Here is a 20,318-nt window from a genome sequence, read left to right as displayed (position 1 = left end):
CGTTAACATTATTCGGGGCATATCGGCTTTCATGCCGACCTGAACGGGTCCGCCCATCCGCGGCGGTCTCCGCGCTCGTCTGCCGGAGGCGAATGCCGGAGCGCCGTGGACGGCCGCGCCACCACCGCCCGTGCGTCCATCCCCCGGAGAGCCGCCGTGGCTCCGCCGGCGCCATCTCCTACGGTGTCACCACGGCGCCACGCGCACCAGGCCGTTCGCGCGGGAGCAGTCCTCGCCTCGACACCGGTTTTCGAGCCCGGTCTCGGGTAAGCCTGTCGGCGTCGAGGCGGGAGAGCGCGGGAGGCGGGATGATCGAAGAGGCGCGACACATGCGGATGCGGGTAAGCCGGGCCGCCGCCCTCCACCTGCGTGATGTCCCGTGACCGGGCGCGGCCGGAGGCCTCGCACGCGGAGTTCGTGCTTGGTGGGCCCGCCGTCGCACCGGCGCCCGTGTGACGGCGGTCAGGAGCAGTCCGCGGTACATGAGCCGATCGGCCGCCTGTTCGCGGGCGGCCAACCGTTCGTTCGAAAGGAGACGCCGTATGAGCGTCAACGAGCAGGTTCTGAGCTACCCGATCCCCAACGACGCGGCGCTGGAGCCGCCCGCGAAATGGGCCGAGCTGCGCGGCGAGTGCCCGGTGGCGCACGTGAGGCTGCCCAGCGGTGACCAGGCGACGCTGCTGACCCGCTATGAGGACGTCAAGCGGGTGCTTGCCGACCCGCGCTTCACCCGCCAGCTCAACGCCCCTGACGCGGCCCGGCTGTCGGCCGAGGGAGACGGGGTGTTCAGCGGCGAGATGGCGCAGATCATCCCTGACGGAGGCGAGGAACACCAGCATTGGCGGCGCCTGGTCGGCAAGTGGTTCACCGCCAAGCGGATGACCGCGCTGCGTCCCGCGATGGCCCAGATCGCCGAGCGGCTCATCGACGACATGGTCGAGCGCGGCCGGCCCGGTGACCTCAAGGCAGGTCTGGGCTTCCCGCTGCCGGTGTACGTCATCTGCGACATGCTCGGCGTGCCGGCCGCGGACCGGGACCGGTTCTCCTACTGGTCCGACGCCATGCTCAACCTCACCCGCTACGGTCAGGCCGAGATCGAGGCCGCTCAGAGCGAGTTCTTCCAGTACATGTCCGGGCATGTCGCCGCCAAGCGCGCCGAGCCGGGCGAGGACCTGCTGAGCGAGCTGATCGCGGCCGGCGGTCCCGAGGAGGGAGGGCTGTCCGACATCCAGATCCTGGTCACCGGCATGGCGCTGCTGATCGCCGGGCACGAGACCACCGCCAACATGATCGGCAAGATGGTCTCCATGCTGCTGGCCGACCGCAGCCGGTGGGAGCGGCTGCTGGCCGACCCCTCTCTGGTGCGCACGGCGGTGGAGGAGACGCTGCGGCTCGACGCCAACTCCGGCTTCGGTCTGCCGCGCTACCTGCGTGAGGAGACCGAGGTCAGCGGCACGGTCCTGCCCCGGGGCACGACCGTGGTGTGCAGCATGGCCGCGGCCAACCGCGATGAGAGCGTCTTCGAGTCCGCCGCCGAGATGGACCTGAGCCGTAGCCCGAACTCGCATCTGTCCTTCGGCGTCGGCGCCCACTCCTGCCTGGGTCAGGCGCTGGCCCGCACCGAACTGCAGGTCGTCCTGGAGGTACTGCTGCGCAAACTGCCGACCCTGGAACTGGCCGTGCCCGTGGAGAAGCTGGAGCGCGTGGAAGGGCTGGCCGTCGGCGGCCTGCGCACGGTCCCGGTCCGCTGGTGACCGGAACCGCCACTCCCGGCCGGAGCGATGACCGTCTGCGTCATCGCTCCGCCCCGTGCGCCCACAGCCCGCGCACGTGACCGATGTGGCGGCGCATCAGCGCCTCCACCCCGGCGGAGTCGCGCACCTCGATGAGGTCCATCAGCTCGTGGTGCTCGGCCGCGGACCGGCCCAGCGCACCGCCGCGCAGCAGCGGGGTCAGGCCGGGCAGCCGGGTCTGCGAGCGCAGCCCCGCCACCACGTCCACGAGGAACCTGTTGTCGCTGTAGGCGAGCAACGCCAGGTGGAACACGTGGTCCGCCTCGATGTACGCGATCAGGTCGGCGTGTTCGACCGCGTCGACGATGTCCTGCGCGAGCCCGCGCAGCGCGGGGAGGTCGGCCTCGGGGATGACGGGCACGGCGTCGCGCACGGTCGACGGCTCGATCAGCAGCCGCACCGCCGTCAGGTTGTCGAGGTCCTCCTCCGACATCTCCGTGATCTGGAAGCCCTTGTTCCGCCGGGAGACGACCAGGCCCTCCCTCGCCAGGTCGAGCATGGCCTCGCGGACAGGCGTGGAGGACACGCCGAACCGCGCGCCCAGGGCCGGCGCGGAGTAGACCGTTCCCGGCCGGAGCTCGCCCGAGATGATCGCGGCCCGCAGGGCTCCCCTCACCTGTTCCCTGAACGTCTCCTGCCTCCCCAGGGGGCGCAGGCGCGTCACGGCAGGAACCCGGCGGGAAACGGCCGGCCGGGTCGGGGCGGAGGGCGGCGGCCGGTGAGGTGCGGCGGGCGGTGAGGCCTCAGGTGAGACCTCACCGGTAGCCCTTCGCGAGCACCGCCTTGGTGTCACGGGTGACCAGGGCGGCCACCTCGGGGGAGAGCGGGGAGCGCGGCGGACGGCAGACGCCTCCCCTACGGCCGGCGAGGTCCATCGACAGCTTGATCGACTGGACGAACTCGGTCCTGAAGTCCCAGCGCAGGAGCGGGTGCAGGTCACGGTAGATGGGCAGGGCGCGGGCGATGTCGTCGGGGTCGCCCGAGGTCGCGAGCCGGTAGAGCTCGACGGTGCTCTTCGGGATCGCGTTCGGGTATCCGGCGATCCAGCCGACGGCCCCGGCGAGGCCCAGTTCGAGCAGTACGTCGTCGGAACCGACGAGAAGGTCGAGATCGGGGGCCAGCTCGCGGATCTCATAGGCCCTGCGCACGTCGCCGGTGAACTCCTTGACCGCGACGATCAGGCCCTCGCCGTGGAGCTCGGCGAGCAGGTCGGGGGTGAGGTCGACCTTGGTGTCGACCGGGTTGTTGTACGCCACGATCGGCAGCCCGACCCTGGCGACCTCGCGGTAGTGGTCGACCACGGCCTGGCGATCCGCGCGGTAGGTGTTGGGCGGAAGGAGCAGCACGGACGCGGCGCCCGCCTCGGCCGCCTGCTCGGCCCAGCCTCTGGCCTGCGGCGCTCCGTAGGCGGCCACGCCCGGCATGACGTGGAAGCCCTCGGGGGAGGCCTCGACGGCGGTCCGCACGACGCGCGCGCGCTCCTCGTCCGACAGGGTCTGGTACTCGCCGAGCGAGCCGTTGGGCGTGACGCCGTGGCAGCCGTTGTCGGCGAGGAACCGCACATGATCGGCGAAGCCGTCGTAGTCGACGGACAGGTCGTCGTTGAGGGGCAGTGCCGTGGCGACGCTGACGCCGTGCCACGGTCGGGCGGATGCACTCATGCAACTCTCCTGAGAAAAAGGGCTATATCGACTGCTTAGTTGGGCATCCAGCGTTCGAGACCGTCCGCGTCGAGCGGCAGTTCCGCGGACAGCACCTCGGCGCCGTCCTCCGTGACCACGAGATCGTCCTCGATGCGGACGCCGATGCCGCGCAGCTCCGGCGGGACCGTCAGGTCGTGGGCGTGGAAGTACAGACCGGGCTCGACGGTGAGCACCATGCCGGGGGCCATGAGCGCGTCGTGGTAGGCCTCCGGGCGGGAGGAGGCGCAGTCGTGCACGTCGAGGCCCAGGTGGTGCCCGATGCCGCAGACGAGGTAGCGGCGGTGGTGCTGACCGTGATCCGACAGCGCCTCGTCCACGGAGACGGGCAGCAGGCCCCAGTCGTGGAGCCCCCGGGCGATGACCTCCATCGCGGCGTGGTGGAAGTCGCTGAACCGGCGGCCGGGAGCCACCTGGGCGAGGGCCGCACGATGGGACCTCTCCACCAGGTCGTGAACCTGCCGCTGCGCCGGGGAGAACCGGCCGGACGCGGGGAAGGTCCTGGTGACGTCGGCGGTGTAGAAACTGCGAACCTCCACGCCGAGGTCGAGCAGCAGCAGTTCGTCCGGCAGGACGGGGCCGTCGCAACGCACCCAGTGGAGCGTGGGGGCGTGCGCGCCGCTGCCCACGATGCCGGCGTAGCCGGGGCCGTTGCCGTACGTCCTGGCGTGCCGGTCGAACGTGCCCTGCAACCAGCGCTCGCCCCGGCCCTCGACGGCCGCGGGAATCTCCGCGAGAACCGCGGCGAAGCCCTCGACCGTGCGGTCCACGGCCTCGCGGAGCCGGCCGATCTCCCAGTCGTCCTTGATCATGCGTAGTTCGGCCAGGACGCGGCGCAGCTCCTCGGGGTTCTCCACGGAAGGCGCCTCGTCGAGCGGGCGCACCTCGATGCCGAGCGCGGCCGACCAGTCGGCGAGTCCCGGCGCGGCGCCGACCCACAGCTCGCCGTGCATGACGTCACTGAAAAAACCGGGCTCGCCGGGGTACGCCGGAGGCGGCAGATACAGCGTCGCGTCGCCGCCGCGCATCACGACCACGCCGCCCTCGACGGGACAGCCGGTGAGCCAGTAGAAGTCGCTGTCGGGCCGGAAGTCGTACGCCGTGTCGTTGCTCCGGATCGGGGCGTGCCCCGCGGCGACCGTCACGTCCACGCCGGGCAGCGCGGCCGCGAGCCGCGCCCGGTGCGCGGCGGCCGCCTCGGGCGCGCCCGCGACGACGGGAGGCGTCCGGTCCGGGGTCCCCCATCCCTGTCCCATGTACGCGTTGAACGCCGGGATCTCCGTCAGCTTGGGATGGCTATTCACGTATTGCTCCTCCGATGTCTTGAACGAGCCCGGTCAGGCGGGCGAAGACGCGATCGTCGCCGAGGCCGTCGTGCTCGTACTCGTTGGTCACCCAGATCTGGGTGTTGCCGACGCGGGCCGCCGTCTCCAGTTGCAGGCCCGCGTCCACGTACATGTCGTCGAAGTAGACGGCCGCGGCGACCGGGACCTCGTTGGCGGCCAATCGGTCCACGTCGTACAGGGGCGCCCAGTCGTCGCGTCCGGCGAGCGCCTCCATCGCGGGACGGAACGGCCGCAGTTCGCGGATCTCCTCGAACATCCAGGGATAGATCATCTCCCCGGTGAACAGCAGCGGCCTGGAGGTCTCGGCGAACCGGGGGTGCCTGGCGCGTTCCCGCTCGGCCGCCGCCCAGGAGCCGCGCCCGTAGATGGCCTCCTGCAGCGCCGCGAACAGCGGGTCGTCGCTGTAGGACGAGCGTGCGAGCACCTGGTACAGGAAGACCGACGACAGCTCGCCCGCGTTGAAGGCCTCGTCGAGCAGCCAGTGCATGCGTTCGTATCCGGGCTTCATCCCGAAGTCGATGCCGAGCGACTGCAGCCGTCGCACCGTGAGCACGTCGCCGTCGGGCAGCAGGACGCCGCCCTCGGCCAATCGGTCCGCGATCCGCGCGACCTGCTCCACGTGCTGCGGATAGCGCCGGTAGAACTCGGCGTTCTTCGCCTCGACGCGGGGATAGGTGCGCCGGTAGACCTCGGCCGCGTCCGGGTTCAGGCTGGGCAGGCCGCCGGTGACGTAACACGCGCTCAGGCCCTCGGGCGCATGCGACAGGTACGTCATCGTGAGGAAGCCGCCGTAGCTCTGCCCGAGCGTGGCCCAGCGCCGCCCGCCGAAGACGGTCTTCCGCAGGTGCTCGGCGTCGGCCACGATCGAGTCGGCGCGGAAGCGGGCAAGATGGTCGGCGGCCTTCGCGGCGTCGTCGAACCTGCCCATCCCGCGGCCGTCGACGCGGGTGCTGCGGCCGGTGCCGCGCTGGTCGAGCAGGACGACCCGGTGGGTGCGCAGCGCCTGCCCGATCCACCCGTCGGCCCTGAGCGGGCGCGGCCCCTTGCCGCCGGGGCCGCCCTGCAGGTAGAGCAGGCACGGCAGATCCTCGCCCCGCCGCGCCGGGTCGACCAGCTCGCGGGCGAAGACGGAGATCGTCTCCCGGGGGTCCGCCCAGTCGAGCGGCACCTCCACCACGTGCTCGCGCACGTGCATGCCAGGGATCGTGTAGTTCATCCGGCGGCCCTCCTTCTGCGGTCCCACTCGGGGTTGATCCGGGGGATCGCGGCCAGCAGCGTCCTGGTGTACGGGTCCTGGGGGTCGGCGAAGACCCGCTCGCACAGGCCCTCCTCGACGATCCGCCCCTTGCTCATGACCGCCACCCGGTGGGCGATCTGGCGGACGACGGCGAGGTCGTGGGCGATGAAGACGTAGCTGAAGCCGCTCTCCCGCTGCAGGCGCCGCAGCAGCTCGATCACCTGCGCCTGCACCGACACGTCGAGCGCGGAGACGGCCTCGTCGCAGATCACCAGCTTGGGGTTGACGGCGAGCGCGCGGGCGATGCCGATGCGCTGCGCCTGCCCGCCGGAGAACTGCGCGGGATAGCGCTGCGAGTGGTCGGGGTTGAGCCCGACCCGCGCCATCAGCTCCTTGGCGAGCGCCCGCTTACCCCCCTTGGGCTCCATCCCCTGATAGACGAGGGGCGCCGTCAGGATGCGCTCGACCGTGTGCCGGGGGTTGAGCGAGGAGAAGGGATCCTGGAAGACCACCTGGACGTTGCTCCGGAATCCGGCCAGGTCCGCGCCCTTCGCGTGGGTCACGTCCCGGCCCTCGAATTCCAGGGTGCCCGCGGTCGGCTCCATCAGCCTGGCCACCATGCGGGCCGTGGTGGACTTGCCGCTGCCCGACTCGCCCACCACGGCCAGGGTCTCGCCGAGCCGCACCTCGAGGCTCACCGCGTCGACGGCGGTGAACTCCGTTCTCCGCCCGAACGGGCCGCGCACGGTGAACCGCTTGGTCAACTCCCGTGCGCGCAGCAGAGGTTCGCTCATGACACCACCTCGTCGTCGATCCGCGGGATGCTCTCCAGGAGCATCCGGGTGTACTCGTGCCGTGGCTCGGAGAAGACCTGCTCGGCGGTGCCGTACTCGACCTGCTCGCCCTGGCGCATCACGAGCACCCGCGCGGCGATCGAGCTGATCACCGCGAGGTCGTGGGTGACGAAGACCATCCCGGTCCCGGTCTCCTTCTGGAGCCCGGCGAGCAGGCGCAGGATCTGCGCCTGGACGGTGACGTCGAGGGCGGTCGTCGGCTCGTCGGCGATGAGGAGCGCGGGGGAGCAGACCAGCGCCATCGCGATCATGATGCGCTGGCGCTGCCCGCCGGAGAACTGGTGGGGGTAGTAGCCCGCCCGCCGGTCCGGCTCGGGGATGCCGACCTGCGCCAGTGCCTCGGCGACGACCTTCCTGGCCGCCCCGCGCGAGCCTCCCCGGTGGGCCCGGTACATCTCCTCGATCTGCAGGCCGACCGTGTAGTACGGATTCAGCGACGACAGCGGGTCCTGGAAGATCATTGAGGCCTGCTCGCCCCGGATCGCGCGCATCTGCCGGTCCGTGCGGCCGAGCAGCTCGACGCCGTTCAGCCGGATGCTTCCCCTGGTCACGGCCCCGCGCGGCAGCAGGCCCATGATGGCCAGGCTGGTCATCGACTTGCCCGAGCCGGACTCGCCGACGATGCCGACGGTCTCGTCCCTGCCGACGGTGAACGACACCTCCTTGACCACGTCCACGAGGCCGCGCGTGGTCGGGAAGGTCACCGTGAGGTCCTCCACGACAAGCAGCTCACTCATCGGATCCTCACTCTCGGGTCGAGGCCGGTGTAGACGAGGTCGACCACGACGTTGCCCACCACCACGAAGAACGCCGCGAGGAGGGTGACCGCCATGATCACCGGCTGGTCGTTCTTGGCGATCGAGTCGGCGGCCATCTTGCCGACGCCGTTGAGGCCGAAGACGGTCTCGGTGATCAGCGCTCCGCCCAGCAGCGCGGCGAAGTCCATGCCGAAGATCGTGGTGATCGGCGTGAGCGCGGGCCGCAGCGCGTGCCGGCGCATCGTGAGCACCGGGGCCAGGCCCTTCGACCGGGCCGTGCGCATGAAGTTCTCGGCCAGCGTGTCGATGACGTTCGCCCTGGTCAGCCGCGCGTAGAGGCAGGCGTATCCGGTCGCCAGGACGATCCACGGCATCAGGTACGACTGCAACCACAACAGGGGGCCGTCGGAGAACGCCACGGCCGAGGGGAACGGCAGGATCTGCAGCTTGACCACCAGGACGTACTGCAGGGCCAGCGCGAGCACGTAGTTGGGGATGCTGGCGCCGCCCAGGGCCAGGCCCATCGTGGTCCGGTCCCACCAGGTGCCCTCCCTGACCGCGCTGAGCAGACCGGCGCCGATGCCGATGACCAGCCAGAGCACGGCCGCGCCGACCGCGACGGTGGCGCTGACCGGGAGCCGGTCCAGGATCATCTCCCACACCGACTGGCTGGTCTGGAAGGAGTAGCCGAGGCAGGGCGCCGGGCAGTGGATGAGGTTCGCGCCCGATCCGTAATCCCGCCCGGCGAACAGCCCGCTCAGGAAGTCCCGGAACTGCGTGAAGAACGGCTGGTCCAGCCCGAGGAGCGTGCGAATCTGCAGGATCCGCTCCGGGGTGCAGGTCTTGCCGCAGATCATGACCGCCGGGTCCGGCGACAGCTTGAAGAAGATCAGGTAGGTGAACAGGCAGACCATGAAGAGGATCAGCACGAGCCCGGCGATCCGGCCTGCGAGGTAACGGGCCATCAGGAGGCCTCTCCCGCGTCGGTGACGGCCCGGATCCGGTCCCCGAGCACGGTGAGGGACAGCACGGTGAGGAAGAGGAAGAGCCCGGGGATCGCGAAGTACATCGGGTCCACCGCGTACCAGCTCACCGAACTGGCGATCATCTGTCCCCACGAGGGGGTCGGCGGGGTGACGCCCACGCCCAGAAAGGACAGCCCGGCCTCGGTGCCGATGTAGCCGGGCACCGCCAGGGTCGTCATGACGATGAGCGAGCTGCGCAGGTTGGGCAGGATCTCCTTGAACACCAGGGCGCCCGTGGAGGCGCCCGACGCGCGGGCCGCCTCGACGAACTCCCGGTTCACCAGCGTCAGCGTCTGCCCGCGCACCACCCGCGCGAGGTACGGCCAGCCGAACACACTGATCACCACGACCAGCAGGACCGCCCGGTTCCCCGACGGCAGCGACGACAGGATCGCGATCATGAAGATCAGCGAGGGGAAGGCCATCAGGAAGTCCATGACCCGGGAGATCACCTGGTCGGCCCAGCCTCCGTAGAACCCGGCGAGCATGCCGAAGACCACGCCGAGCAGGGTGGTCAGCACGGTCGCCGAGATCGCGATCAGGAACGACACGCGAGCGCCGTACATGATGCGGGCCAGGACGTCGCGGCCGTTCTGCGGCTCGACGCCGAACAGGTGCTCGGCGCTGACGCCGCCGAGTGAGCCCCTGGGCAGGCCGCCGAGGTTGGTGTCGATGGCCGCCGCGTCGAAGTCGTTCGGCCCGTGCCCGGTGAGGGCGGTGATCAGCGGTGCGCAGACCGCCATCAGGACGACCAGGACGAGGAAGCCCGTGCTGAGGACGGCGGCCCAGTCGTGCAGCAGCGCGCCCGCTATCCGGCGTCCCGAGGTGGCGGGCACACCGGGTGTGCCCGCCCCGGGGCCGGCCTTCGCGTCGCGCGAGGGTGCGGCGGTGGTCATGGCGTACGCCTACTTGCTCGGGTCTTTGAGCCCGAGGGAGATGAAGTCGATGCCGCCGGAGAACGCGTCGTTCAGATAGGCACCGGCGACGTTGCCGCCGACGATCGTCACGTTCTTCTCGTAGACGAGAGGCACGATCGGCGCCTGCTCCATGATCTGCTTGTCCAGCTCGGCGTACGCGGCGTTGGCGGCGTTGACGTCGGTCATCGCGCCGATCTCGTCGATCCGCTTGTTGATGGCCTCGTCGTTGATCTGGGCGAGGTTCTGGTTGCCCTTGTCGAAGATGTTGCGGCCGTCGAACAGCGGCGGCAGGAAGGTGGCGCCGGACGACCAGTCCGGGCACCAGCCGGTGATGGCGGCGTCGTGCTGCTGCGCCGGGGTGGCGATCACCTCGTAGAAGGTGGACGTGTCGATGTTGTTGATCTTGACGTTGATCTTCAGCGGCTTCAGCGCCTCCTGGATCGCGACCGCCATGCCCTGCTGGCGGGGATCCGGGCGGACGTCCAGCGTCAGGTCGAAACCGTCGCCGAGTCCGGCGTCGGTGAGGAGCTGCTGCGCCTTGGCCGGGTCGGTCGGGTACGGGTCGTAGTCCACCCGGCCGACGATGGTCGGCGGCTGGATCGAGGTCGCCTTGTCCGCGAGCGTCGTCCCGCCGTCTCCGGCGACCACGGTGTCCTTGTTGACCGCGTAGTTGATCGCCTGCCGGACCCGTACGTCACCGAGGGGCTTCTTGGTGGTGTTCAGGCTCATGTAGGTGGTGCAGCCCATGTAGCCGGAGAGCGTGCGTTCCTTGATCTGCGGGGTCTGGATCCGGGCCACCGTCGCCGCCTGGATCGCGCCCGCGGTGGCGTTCGCGTCGGCGCCCTGCCCGGCGAGCATGCGCTCGTCGATGGTCGCGCCGTCGAGCCCGAAGGTGAACTCGAACCCGTCCGCCTTGGCCGCGCGGAGGGTGTCGGAGGAGGCCTTCCAGTACGGGTTGCGGACCAGCTTCAGCGACGCCCCGCGCTGGTAGCTCTCCACCTTGTACGGTCCCGACGCGATCGGCTTGGTGTCGAAGGCGTTGGCCGCCCCCGAGCCCTTCGGGAAGGGCACGAAGTTGGGCTGCGCGAGCGCGCTGGCGAAGTCCGCGAACGGCTTCTTCAGGTGGAAGACGATCGTCTTGGCGTCCGGGGTCTCGATCGTGTCGAGGTCACCGGAGACGTACGGGCCCTTGTAGTCCTTGGGCGTGTCGATGAGCAGCCTGGCGTACGGCGAGCCGATCCCGGCCTCCGGGTCCCAGGCGCGCTCGACCCCGAACTTCATGGCCTCGCTGGTGATCGGCGTGCCGTCCTCGAAGAAGATGTCGTCCTTGAGGGTGAACGTCCACGTCTTGTTGTCGTCACTGCCGGTGCCGGTGGTGGTGGCGAGGTCGGGAACGATCTTCGTGCCCTCCGCTCCCGGACCCGCGCCGAACGTCGTCAGGCCCCGGTAGATGAGCCGGTAGAAGTTGTTGACGCCGCCGTCCCAGCCCCGGGCCGGGTCCAGGTGGGAGTAGTCGGCGGCGAGCAGGACGTGGACGGTGCCCCCCGTGGAAGCCGCCGCCGACCCGCCGGCTCCGGAGGCGGGGGCGGAGGCACCGCCACACCCGGTGAGCGCCAGGGCGGTGAACACCGCAACAGTGGCGAGAACTGCCGATCTCCTCATTGCGCCTTCTTTCGATGGGTGAACTCGGGGGTCATGCGTTCCTGACCCATACGCGCATGGCTTCGGGCCGGCGGTTGCCCCAGAGGAAGTGGGGGACGAAGGTCACCGGAACCGTCCTGCCGGGCGCCGGCCGTTCCGCCGGCAACTCGGGGTAGAGCTCGGCGGAGGGCGGCGCGGCCGCCCCGGCCGTCATCCGCAGGACGACCGCGCCAGGCAGCTCGTCCTGCGACCGCTCGACGGTCGCGCCGGCGACCTGCTCGGGGGAGACGACGAGGTCGTCCACCGGTACCGGGCAGTCCTGCTGCTCGACGCAGTAGACGAGCGGACCGCGCGCGACGCCGACCGCGCCGCGGGTCGCGTCCAGATAGGGGTGTGAGCCGTGTGCTCTGACCGGCATCGGGATGCCGAGCCGCAGCTCGTCGCCCGCCGCCCAGACGCGCTCGACGGTGAGCCAGCCGTCCTCGGCCCCCTCGACCGGCCGGCCGTTCACCGACGCCGTCACCGAGCGGGCCCACGCGGGGACGCGCAGCCGGATCGCGTACGGCTCGTCCGGCGCCCGCTCGACGACGATGCGCACGTCGCCGTCCCAGGGGTAGTCCGTCTCCATCGTCAGGGCGATCGAACCGGTCTCGATCCGCGCTCCGGTGTAGGTCGTGATGTGGAGCGCGCCCTCACGCTCGGCGGCGACGTGGTCGCCGAGCTGTGCCATCCAGCGGACGATGTTCGGCGGACAGCAGGGACAGCCGAACCAGGACCGGCGCAGCAGCTCGCCGCCCGTCTCCGCGCCGCTGCGCTGCTCGTGGTCGGGACGGCGCTGCAGCGGGTTGTCGTAGAAGAACGCCCTGCCGTCGGCGGACAGGCCCACGGCGTACGCGTTGAACAGCACCCGCTCGAACACGTCGAGATATTTCGCGCCTCCGGTCGCCTGGAACATCCGCCACGCCCACTGCATGGTGGCGATCGCGGCGCAGGTCTCGGCGTAGGCGCGCTCCGACGGCAACTCGTAGCGGTCGCCGATCGCCTCGTCGGAGTGGCGGCTGCCGAGACCGCCGGTGATGTAGAGCTTGGTGGCGACCATGTCGTCCCAGAGCCGGTCGAGCGCCGCAAGCAGCGAGCGGTCGCCGGTCTCCAGGTAGATGTCGGTCGCGCCCGCCGCGAGGTAGGCCATCCGTACGGCGTGCCCGATGACCGAGGGCAGCTCGCGGAAGGGCAGGTGGTCCTGGAAGTATTCGGGAGGGAAGATCGTGTGTTTCAGTTTGGCCTGGCCCCGCCGGTCCACGAACAGGCCCGCCTGGACGAGGTAGGCGCGGTCGCCGGTCTCCCTGAACAGCTCGACCAGGGCCATCTCGACCTCGGGGTGGCCGCAGGTGCCCTCCTCCTTGCCGGGCCCGAACCGCTCCACCACCAGATCGGCGAACCTCACCGCCACCGCGAGCAGCCGCCCGTCGCCCATCCGCCGTCGCGCGGCGACCGCGGCCTGGATGAGGTGGCCCAGGTTGTAGAGCTCGTGGCCCCAGGAGAGGTCCTCCCACGGCTTCTTGACGTTCGCCGGATCCTGGAAGTAGGAGTTCAGGTAGCCGTCCTCGGCCTGCACGCGCTCAAGCAGCTCGACGACCTCGTCGAAGAACTCCCGCGCTCCGTCCTGCGCGGTGCCGGCGCCGATCTCGTACGCCACCCCTTCGAGGGTCTTGTACAGGTCCGTGTCCAGGAACGGGTAGCGGCCACGGTACGGCGGAGCGTCCGTCACGAGGAGGCGCTTCAGGTTGTCCACGTTGCCGGCGGCGCGCAGCTGCTCGATGGTGTGCGGGACCGTGGCGGTGCTGTTGCGGACCTGCCACTGACGGAGCAGACCACCGGTGATCTGCACGTTGACCTGCTCAAACGTCATGAGGGCCCTCAATGCCATGTAGCATTTCACCTGTACTATGTAGCATGGCACTGAACCTTAGAGCCGGGTAAACGGACCGCCAATAGAGCGGAATATTTAGGGCTCATCCGTATCAAAACGGTTACCAAAGCGTGATGTCCGGATCGCCGGCGCCGACGCGGGCCGTGCTCGGGGAAGAGCAGGTCAGGCCGCCGAGGCGGCCATGACGCGGCCTGTGCGATCACTCTCCCGCCTCTTCGAGGTCGGCGCCGTCAAGATCGTCGCCCATCCGCAGGGTCGTCCACCGTATTCGGGCGGGCCGACGGCGTGGAGCGCCATGGACGAGACCGCCGTACGGCTCGCATCGCGCGGGCTCTCCCGTCGCGGCCCTTGACTTCTTTCATCACAGCCCTTGACGAGAATTATGAGATCGTTAACACTCTCGACCATGAGATGTGAACCTGGTCGCGCATCGGCCGTTCAATGGATGCGGTGATTCGATGTCGTAGATCATTTCCTGTCGCAAACATGCTATGAGCAGGTGTTTCATGTTCTCCTTCCGCTTTTCGCCGTCCCGTCGACAAGCGGTTGGGTCCAATCGGTAGACGCCGGTGAGCGCGTATTCGCAGGGGCTTTAACGGTCGCTAAATGTTAACGCTAACAATAAATCTTCAACACGGGCCGACCTCGATCCCTCATTTCCGCGGACACCGCCGGATGAGAAACCTCAGACCAGATCTCGAGCCACAGACGAGGACAGTGAAATGACGAATCCCATGCTCCGGCGTGATGTGCTGCGCCTGGCCGCACTGGCGGCCGCCACTCCGTCCGCACTCGCCCTGGGTGGAGCGGGGACGGCACAGGCCGCCACCCGTACGGCGGTGGCCGCCATGGTTCCGCCGCCGCGGAGCGCCCCCGCGACACCCGCCGCCTGGGTCGTGAAACCGTTCGCCAACAGTCAGGTCACGTTGGACGAAAGCCTGTTCGCCGCCAACCGGGACCGGATTCTGAACTTCCTGAGGGCCTATCCGGCCGACCGGATGCTGGCCAACTTCCGGGCCAACGCCGGGCTGGACACGCTGGGCGCCCAGCCGCCCGGCAGCTGGGACGACGCGACCGGCAACCTGCGCGGTCACTACAGCGGGCACTTTCTCAGCGCCCTGGCACTGGCCTACGCGGGCTCCGGCGACGACTTCTACAAGGACAAGCTCGACTACATGGTCACGGCGCTGGGCCAGTGCCAGGACGCGCTCGCCGCCACGGTCGGGCAACCGGCTCCTCCCGCCCCGCCCGTCGCCAGGGTGAGCGGGAAGTTCGGCCAGGCGGTGAAACTCGACGGGTCCCAGTACGTGTCACTGCCCACCGGCATAGTGAGCGGCCTCGGCGACTTCACCATCGCCCTGTGGCTGAACCCGGCGGCGATCAGCACCTGGTCAAGGATCTTCGACTTCGGCACCGGCACCACCCGCAACATGTTCCTGGCCGTGAGCGCGGGCTCCGCGCCGAGATTCGCGATCACCACCGGCGGTGGCGGTGGCGAGCAGCGGATCAACGGCACCGGCCAGTTGGCCGCGGACCGATGGACCCATGTCGCGGTCACCCTGTCCGGAGGCACCGGCACGCTCTACGTCGACGGCGCGCCGGTCGGCACGAACCCCGCCATGACCCTCCAGCCGTCCAGCCTCGGCTCGACCGGCAACAACTGGATCGGAAAGTCCCAGTACGGCGACGCGTACCTGAGGGCCTCCGTCGACGAGTTCCAGATCTACGACCGCGCGTTGACCGAGGCCGAGGTGCGGGCCCTGATGACGGACGCGGAGGGAGGGCCGGGCGGCGGAAACGGCGGAAACGGCGGAAACGGCGGAAACACAGCCTGGTACCGGTTCGAGGAGGAGAGCGGGGAGACCGCGGCCGATTCCTCCGGGAGGGGGCAGGACGCCCGGCTGGTCTCCGAAGGCGGCGGGCACCCCGGCCCGAGCCACCCCGGGTTCCTGGCCGCCTACCCCGAGACGCAGTTCATCCTGCTGGAGCAGTACGCCACCTACCCCACCATCTGGGCGCCCTACTACACCTGCCACATGATCATGAGAGGGCTGCTCGACGCCCACGAGTTCGCCGGCAACGAGCAGGCGCTCGACATCGTCATGAAGATGGGCGACTGGGTTCACAGCAGGCTGGGCCATCTTCCCCGGGCGCAGCTGGATCGCATGTGGGGCATCTACATCGCCGGCGAGTACAACGGCATGAACGCGGTGATGGCCGACCTCCACGCCCTGAGCGGCAAGCAGGAGTATCTCGCGACGGCGAAGTGCTTCGACAACACCGCGCTCTTCACGGCCACCGTCGCCAACCAGGACACGCTGGACAGGAAACACGCCAACCAGCACATCCCCCAGTTCATCGGCTACCTGTCGGTCTTCGAACAGTCCAGGGAACGCGACTACTACACCGCCGCCGTCAACTTCTGGGACATGGTCGTCCCCCATCGCACGTTCACCGACGGCGGCCTGGCCGGCCCGAGCGACAACGGCGAACTCTTCGGAGCGCGCGATGTCATCGTGGGTTCCCTGGGGACCAACAACGCCGAGACGTGCTGCAACTACAACATGCTGAAGCTGAGCAGGGGCCTTTTCTTCCACACCGCGGACCCGAAGTACATGCAGTACTACGAACGGGCCCTCTACGGTCAGATCCTCGCCTCACGCCGCAACGTCGACAGCGCCACGGACCCGCTGCTGACCTACTTCATCCCCATGCGGCCGGGCGCCTCGCGGAGTTACGGCAACCTCGGGACCTGTTGCGGCGGAACCGGGCTGGAGAGCCACACCAAGTTCCAGGACTCGATCTACTTCCGGTCCGCGGACGACTCGACACTGTACGTGAACCTCTACATGGCCTCGGTGCTGAGCTGGCCGGAGAAGGGCTTCACGATCAAGCAGTCGACGGACTATCCGACCGACCCCACGGGCACGACGACGCTCACGGTGCAGGGTTCGGGCCGGCTGACGGTGAAGCTCCGGGTGCCCTACTGGGTGGAGAAGGGCTTCACGGTGCGGGTCAACGGGGACGAGCAGAGGCTCAACGCCAAACCCGGCGGTTACGTCACGCTCAACCGGCGCTGGAGCCGGGGCGACAAGATCAAGATATCGATGCCGTTCACCCTGCGCGTCGAGAAGGCACTGGACATCCCGACCACCCAGAGCATCGCCTACGGCCCCGTTCCGCTGGCCGCCGCGAGCAACGAGACCACCTACCGGGAATTCTCCCTCTACAAGGACTTCACGCTGTCCGGGGACCTCACGGACGCGATCACGTCCACCGCGCCGATGAACTTCACGACGAACGGTCTGCCGCTGATCCCCCTCTACGTCAATGACACCAACCGCTACCACGCCTACTTCCATCGCGTCGAGCCGAAGATCGTCTTCGGGGCGGTGGATTCCGGCGTGCCGAACTACGAGCGAGACGACGCGGTGACGTTCCTCGACGCGGTCTGGGCCAAGGCCCCCTTCGACAACCGCGAACGGTTCCGGTCCACGGTGGACCGCACCGCCGGGGAATGGGTCCGCGCCGGCCTCATGACACCCGACGAGAGGAAAAAGGTGGTCGCCGCCGCCGCCCAGGCCAAGCTGCGCCGCTGAGCCGTGTTCTCGCGACCCGGTCCGGAGCCGGTCGCGGGGATGCCCCCCTGAGAGAAGGCAGTTCGTTCACGGACTGAGAAGTGTCAGGCAAGCCGGCCGGGCGTCATCGAGGAGGCGGCACACGCGCTGCGGACAGGTCGCCCGGCCGTGCTCGCCCGATGCTCTATCTTGGCGGATCGTCGACCTTGATCTTGTCTCCCGTGTCGGAGATGAAGACGACCAGCAGCTTCGCCGGTTGCGTCCGGCTGGTGTTCTCCGCGAGCAGATGGTGGGCGCCCGGCGGCTCGACCCAGTTCTCGCCTTGGCGGTACGTGCGCGCCGGCTCGCCACCGAGCTGGCTGCGCACGGTGCCCTCGAGCACGTAGGCGTAGACGAAGGCGTTGCCGTGCCGATGCGGCACCGCGCGTGCGGCAGGCGGGAAGTCCACGATCGCCGAGGTGAACGTCTTGCCCGGGACATTCGGAAGCGCCTGTTCCAGGATGGGGGACAGCTTGTCGGACGGTGGCTGCGAAGACGGCGACGGCGAAGACGGTGACTGCGAAACCGTGGCGACAGCGGGTAACGCGCCGGTCGCGTGCTCCACCGCGGGAGCGCACGCGGTGGCCGCGGCCACCAGGCCGCCGGCGAGAAAGCCACAGGCAATCCGTACCCGGATCATGACGGCTCTCCTATCCTGCTCGGACCTTTGAGGCGCACGGAAGTCGCGAGGCGCCCCGGCTTCCGCCCGAAGGGTTCGCGTCGCTGCTGGTGTATCCCTGTCCAGGCATTTCGGTGCCTAACCACAGGCGAATCCAAGCCTTGGCGATGGTCCGCCCAAGTCCTCAACAAGGGCGGCCCCGAACCGAAACCCATGGCCGAGCGGCGACGCGTCAACGCCGGTGAGCAGCACCCGGCCGGCCACAGGGGCTCTCATCGCCCTGCCGGCGGCGGCGGAGGAGAGCTACGCGGCGGTTATTCCCCTTCCGCGACCCTGATGATCGTCTTGCCGGGGGTGCGCTGGGTGGGCGCGAACGCGGAGGGCGCCTCGGCGAGCGTCCGCACGGCCCCGACGATCGGGCGGAGTCGTCCTTCCCGGACCCGCCGGACCAGGTCCGCGAGCCGGGCGCGATCGGGCTCGACGACAAAGAAGATCGCCTGCCCGTCTCGGGGCCGGACCGTGGGCGGCGAGGCGATGGTGACGAGCGTGCCGCCGGCGCGTACCAGCGCGGCCGAGCGGTCCAGGATGTCACCGCCGATCACGTCGAGCACCACGTCGACCTGGCCGGCGTCTTCAAGGGAGTCGGCCTGCAGGTCCAGGAAGGCGTCAACGCCGAGACCGAGTGCCGTGTCCCTGTCGCCGGCCCTGCCGGTGCCGATCACTCGGGCTCCTGCCTCGCGTGCGAGCTGCACCGCGATGGAACCGACGCCGCCCGCGGCGCCGTGGATCAGGACGGTCTGCCCGGTGGCGAGGCGGCCGTGTTCGAACAGGCCCTGCCACGCGGTCAGCCCTGAGATCGGCAGGGCGGCGGCCACGACGTGGTCGACGTCGGCCGGCAGCGGCGCGAGGTTGCGGGCCTCCACCGCCACGTACTCGGCCAGCGAACCGTTGCGGGCCCAGTCGGTCAGCCCGAACACCCGCTGGCCGACGGTCAGGCCGGTGGTTCCGTACCCCAACTCGGCGACGACACCCGACACCTCGTGCCCGGGCACGCTGGGCGTCCGGTCGCGGCCCGCGCGATCGGACCACGTTCCCGGCCAGTCGAGCTCGCCGGGGGTGAACCCCGCGGCACACACGCGAACGATGACGTCGTTCTCGGCGGCGTGGGGATATGGCTCCTCTGTCAGGGAGAGCCCAGCCAGACCGGCGGCGCGGTCGCGGACGGTGATGGCTCGCATAACAGATCCTTGCCGTTGGTGGAGATATCGAACAGGACGAACGTACAGGGCATCGACCAGGGGTCGTACATCCGGCCCGGAACGCCGTGTAAACCTCTGCGGACCTGCGGATGTGGTGGATTTGGCGTAGGGCGTTCCCCGGTGTTTCCCTCCGCGGTGGTCTGGGAGAAGACCCGCCGTCGAACTCGATGAGGACGGAGCGACACATAACGGGATAAGTCATATTTATAGATCAAAAAGTAGGAAACATGCCTTCTGATCGCCAGGAAGGATTCACCGGGGGGTGGAGTGGCGCCTGAATACTCGACGCGCCACTGAGATCGTCGAGAGGATCGGACATGACGTTCCCCACTGCACGCCGAGCCGTGCGGTCGCTGGTCGCCGTCGCCGTGATAACGGCAGGCCTGGCCGCCGGCACCGCCGGCGCCCACGCCGAGGACGACCCCCGGGTCGAGCAGGTCCGGCAGTTGATAGCCGCGCTGAAGCCGCTGGTGAAGCAGCCGGTGTGTGACCAGGTACCGGAACCGGAGCGCTGGGTCAACGCCGGAACCCCGGACAAGGGCTCCGCCAACGTGCTGATCTCCGCTCACCGGGGAGCGAACACCCTCGCTCCCGAGAACACCCTGAAGTCGTACGAGGACGCCTTCGCCTACGGTGTCGACATGGTCGAGGTCGACGTCCAGCAGACCAAGGACGGGCGTTTCGTCGCGCTGCACGACTCCACGGTCGACCGCACGACCAACGGCACCGGCAACATCGCGGACCTGACCTTCGACGAGGTGCGCGCCCTCAACGCCGCCGACTACGAGCCCTGGAAGGGCGGCGAGTACGACCCGGCGCAGATCGCCTCGCTGGAGGAGATCCTCGCCCTCGCCAAGCGGGCCGGTCGCGGCGTCGAGCTCGACGTCAAGGGGTCGGTGACCGAGGAGGGCAAGGTCGCCGAACTGGTGGGCAGGTACGGCCTCACCGAGGAGTCGATCTGGAACTCGGGCGACCCGCGGATCCTGGTCGCCGAGCCCGCCTCCCGGATCATCTACAACCGCGACACCTGGGAGCCCGGCTTCCTGATCTACGAGATCGGGCAGGTCGCCAAGGTGTACGGCTCGACGCTGGCCGAGTACTCGCCCGAGTCCATCGCCGCGGCCCATGACGCGTGCGCGGTCGTCATGCCGCACGCCTACGACGCCGGCGCCGACCAGGAGGTGGCCCAGTTCAACCTCGCTCGTTCGATGGGCGCCGACGGAGTCCAGACCAACCAGCCCGCCCTCATCGTGGCCGCGGCCGGAGAGGCGGTCGACTCCAAGCTCGTCGTCCGCGGCGGCAAGGACCATGACGACAACGGTCACGGCGACGACCGCAGCGGCAAGGGTCACGGTGACAAGGGTCACGGCGACAACGGCCACGGCGATGAGGTCTGCCTGGTCAACGCCGACAACGGCCTGGGCTTCCCCGGCAAGACGGTGAGCCTGGCCAAGGGCAAGGGCAAGAAGTCGATCGACCTGGTCACCGGAGACGGCGGCTGCGCGACCGTGCCGGCCGTGAACTGGCGTGGCTCGTCGATGTCGTTCGCCGGCGACGGCGCCGTGCACGCGTCCCGCGGGAAGTTCGTGCCGAGCAACCACTGAGCCGGATCAAAGCGGGGG

General features: G+C 69.4%; 15 protein-coding genes. 3 read left to right on the top strand and 12 right to left on the bottom strand.

What is annotated here, in order from left to right; genetic code table 11:
- Nucleotides 1-542: 542 nt before the first annotated feature.
- Nucleotides 543-1,754: a cytochrome P450 gene (locus tag DKM19_RS23940; RefSeq protein ID WP_110698549.1), complete on the top strand. Its 1,212-nt coding sequence runs from the start codon at nucleotides 543-545 to the stop codon at nucleotides 1,752-1,754.
- Between the two features lie 40 nt (nucleotides 1,755-1,794).
- On the opposite strand, the gene DKM19_RS23935 is transcribed toward DKM19_RS23940, so the two are convergent.
- The 10 genes from DKM19_RS23935 to DKM19_RS23890 all read right to left on the bottom strand — a co-directional run bounded on the left by DKM19_RS23935 (nucleotide 1,795) and on the right by DKM19_RS23890 (nucleotide 13,180).
- Entirely contained in the window at nucleotides 1,795-2,457 is a 663-nt protein-coding gene (locus tag DKM19_RS23935) for a GntR family transcriptional regulator (protein ID WP_110698547.1), read from the bottom strand.
- Nucleotides 2,458-2,548: 91 nt separating this feature from the next.
- A complete protein-coding gene (locus tag DKM19_RS23930; protein ID WP_110698545.1) occupies nucleotides 2,549-3,454 on the bottom strand; it encodes a dihydrodipicolinate synthase family protein in 906 nt (301 codons plus the stop codon).
- Nucleotides 3,455-3,489: 35 nt separating this feature from the next.
- The gene (locus DKM19_RS23925; RefSeq protein WP_204358976.1) at nucleotides 3,490-4,797 is read right to left on the bottom strand and encodes an aminopeptidase P family protein; all 1,308 of its coding nucleotides are present in this window, start codon (nucleotides 4,795-4,797) and stop codon (nucleotides 3,490-3,492) included.
- Nucleotides 4,790-6,055: an alpha/beta fold hydrolase gene (locus tag DKM19_RS23920; RefSeq protein WP_110698542.1), complete on the bottom strand. Its 1,266-nt coding sequence runs from the start codon at nucleotides 6,053-6,055 to the stop codon at nucleotides 4,790-4,792. The genes DKM19_RS23925 and DKM19_RS23920 overlap by 8 nt, the downstream gene beginning before the upstream one ends.
- Nucleotides 6,052-6,870 carry an ATP-binding cassette domain-containing protein gene (locus DKM19_RS53050; protein WP_110698540.1) on the bottom strand — a complete coding sequence of 273 codons (819 nt, stop codon included), beginning with the start codon at nucleotides 6,868-6,870 and terminating at the stop codon, nucleotides 6,052-6,054. Before DKM19_RS53050 ends, DKM19_RS23920 begins: the two co-directional genes overlap by 4 nt.
- Nucleotides 6,867-7,667 (bottom strand): ABC transporter ATP-binding protein, encoded by an 801-nt coding sequence (locus DKM19_RS53045; protein WP_110698538.1) that lies wholly within the window; start codon nucleotides 7,665-7,667, stop codon nucleotides 6,867-6,869. The genes DKM19_RS53050 and DKM19_RS53045 overlap by 4 nt, the downstream gene beginning before the upstream one ends.
- Nucleotides 7,664-8,653 carry an ABC transporter permease gene (locus DKM19_RS23905; protein ID WP_110698536.1) on the bottom strand — a complete coding sequence of 330 codons (990 nt, stop codon included), beginning with the start codon at nucleotides 8,651-8,653 and terminating at the stop codon, nucleotides 7,664-7,666. The genes DKM19_RS53045 and DKM19_RS23905 overlap by 4 nt, the downstream gene beginning before the upstream one ends.
- Nucleotides 8,653-9,609 carry an ABC transporter permease gene (locus DKM19_RS23900; protein WP_110698534.1) on the bottom strand — a complete coding sequence of 319 codons (957 nt, stop codon included), beginning with the start codon at nucleotides 9,607-9,609 and terminating at the stop codon, nucleotides 8,653-8,655. The genes DKM19_RS23905 and DKM19_RS23900 overlap by 1 nt, the downstream gene beginning before the upstream one ends.
- Nucleotides 9,610-9,618: 9 nt before the next feature.
- On the bottom strand, nucleotides 9,619-11,292 hold the full coding sequence (locus DKM19_RS23895; protein WP_110698532.1) for an ABC transporter substrate-binding protein: 1,674 nt from the start codon (nucleotides 11,290-11,292) through the stop codon (nucleotides 9,619-9,621).
- Nucleotides 11,293-11,323: 31 nt separating this feature from the next.
- The gene (locus DKM19_RS23890; protein WP_204358975.1) at nucleotides 11,324-13,180 is read right to left on the bottom strand and encodes a glycoside hydrolase family 127 protein; all 1,857 of its coding nucleotides are present in this window, start codon (nucleotides 13,178-13,180) and stop codon (nucleotides 11,324-11,326) included.
- A gap of 743 nt (nucleotides 13,181-13,923) precedes the next feature.
- Between DKM19_RS23890 and DKM19_RS23885 the strand changes: the two genes are divergently transcribed.
- Entirely contained in the window at nucleotides 13,924-16,800 is a 2,877-nt protein-coding gene (locus DKM19_RS23885) for a beta-L-arabinofuranosidase domain-containing protein (protein ID WP_110698528.1), read from the top strand.
- Between the two features lie 163 nt (nucleotides 16,801-16,963).
- Here the strand turns inward: DKM19_RS23885 and DKM19_RS23880 are convergent, their stop codons facing one another.
- Together DKM19_RS23880 and DKM19_RS23875 are read right to left on the bottom strand one after the other, a co-directional pair.
- Complete coding sequence (locus tag DKM19_RS23880; RefSeq protein ID WP_110698526.1) at nucleotides 16,964-17,458, bottom strand: cupin domain-containing protein; 495 nt, start codon at nucleotides 17,456-17,458, stop codon at nucleotides 16,964-16,966.
- Between the two features lie 293 nt (nucleotides 17,459-17,751).
- On the bottom strand, nucleotides 17,752-18,675 hold the full coding sequence (locus tag DKM19_RS23875) for an NADP-dependent oxidoreductase (RefSeq protein ID WP_110698524.1): 924 nt from the start codon (nucleotides 18,673-18,675) through the stop codon (nucleotides 17,752-17,754).
- Between the two features lie 338 nt (nucleotides 18,676-19,013).
- Here DKM19_RS23875 and DKM19_RS23870 point away from each other — a divergent pair, with 338 nt between their 5' ends.
- Nucleotides 19,014-20,300: a glycerophosphodiester phosphodiesterase family protein gene (locus DKM19_RS23870; protein WP_110698523.1), complete on the top strand. Its 1,287-nt coding sequence runs from the start codon at nucleotides 19,014-19,016 to the stop codon at nucleotides 20,298-20,300.
- Nucleotides 20,301-20,318: the final 18 nt, after the last annotated feature.

This window comes from Streptosporangium sp. 'caverna' (genome assembly GCF_003203775.1).
Lineage (GTDB): Bacteria > Actinomycetota > Actinomycetes > Streptosporangiales > Streptosporangiaceae > Streptosporangium > Streptosporangium subroseum.
The sequence above is the reverse complement of the archived record's forward strand: the minus strand, read 5'-3'. Positions and strand labels throughout refer to the sequence as shown.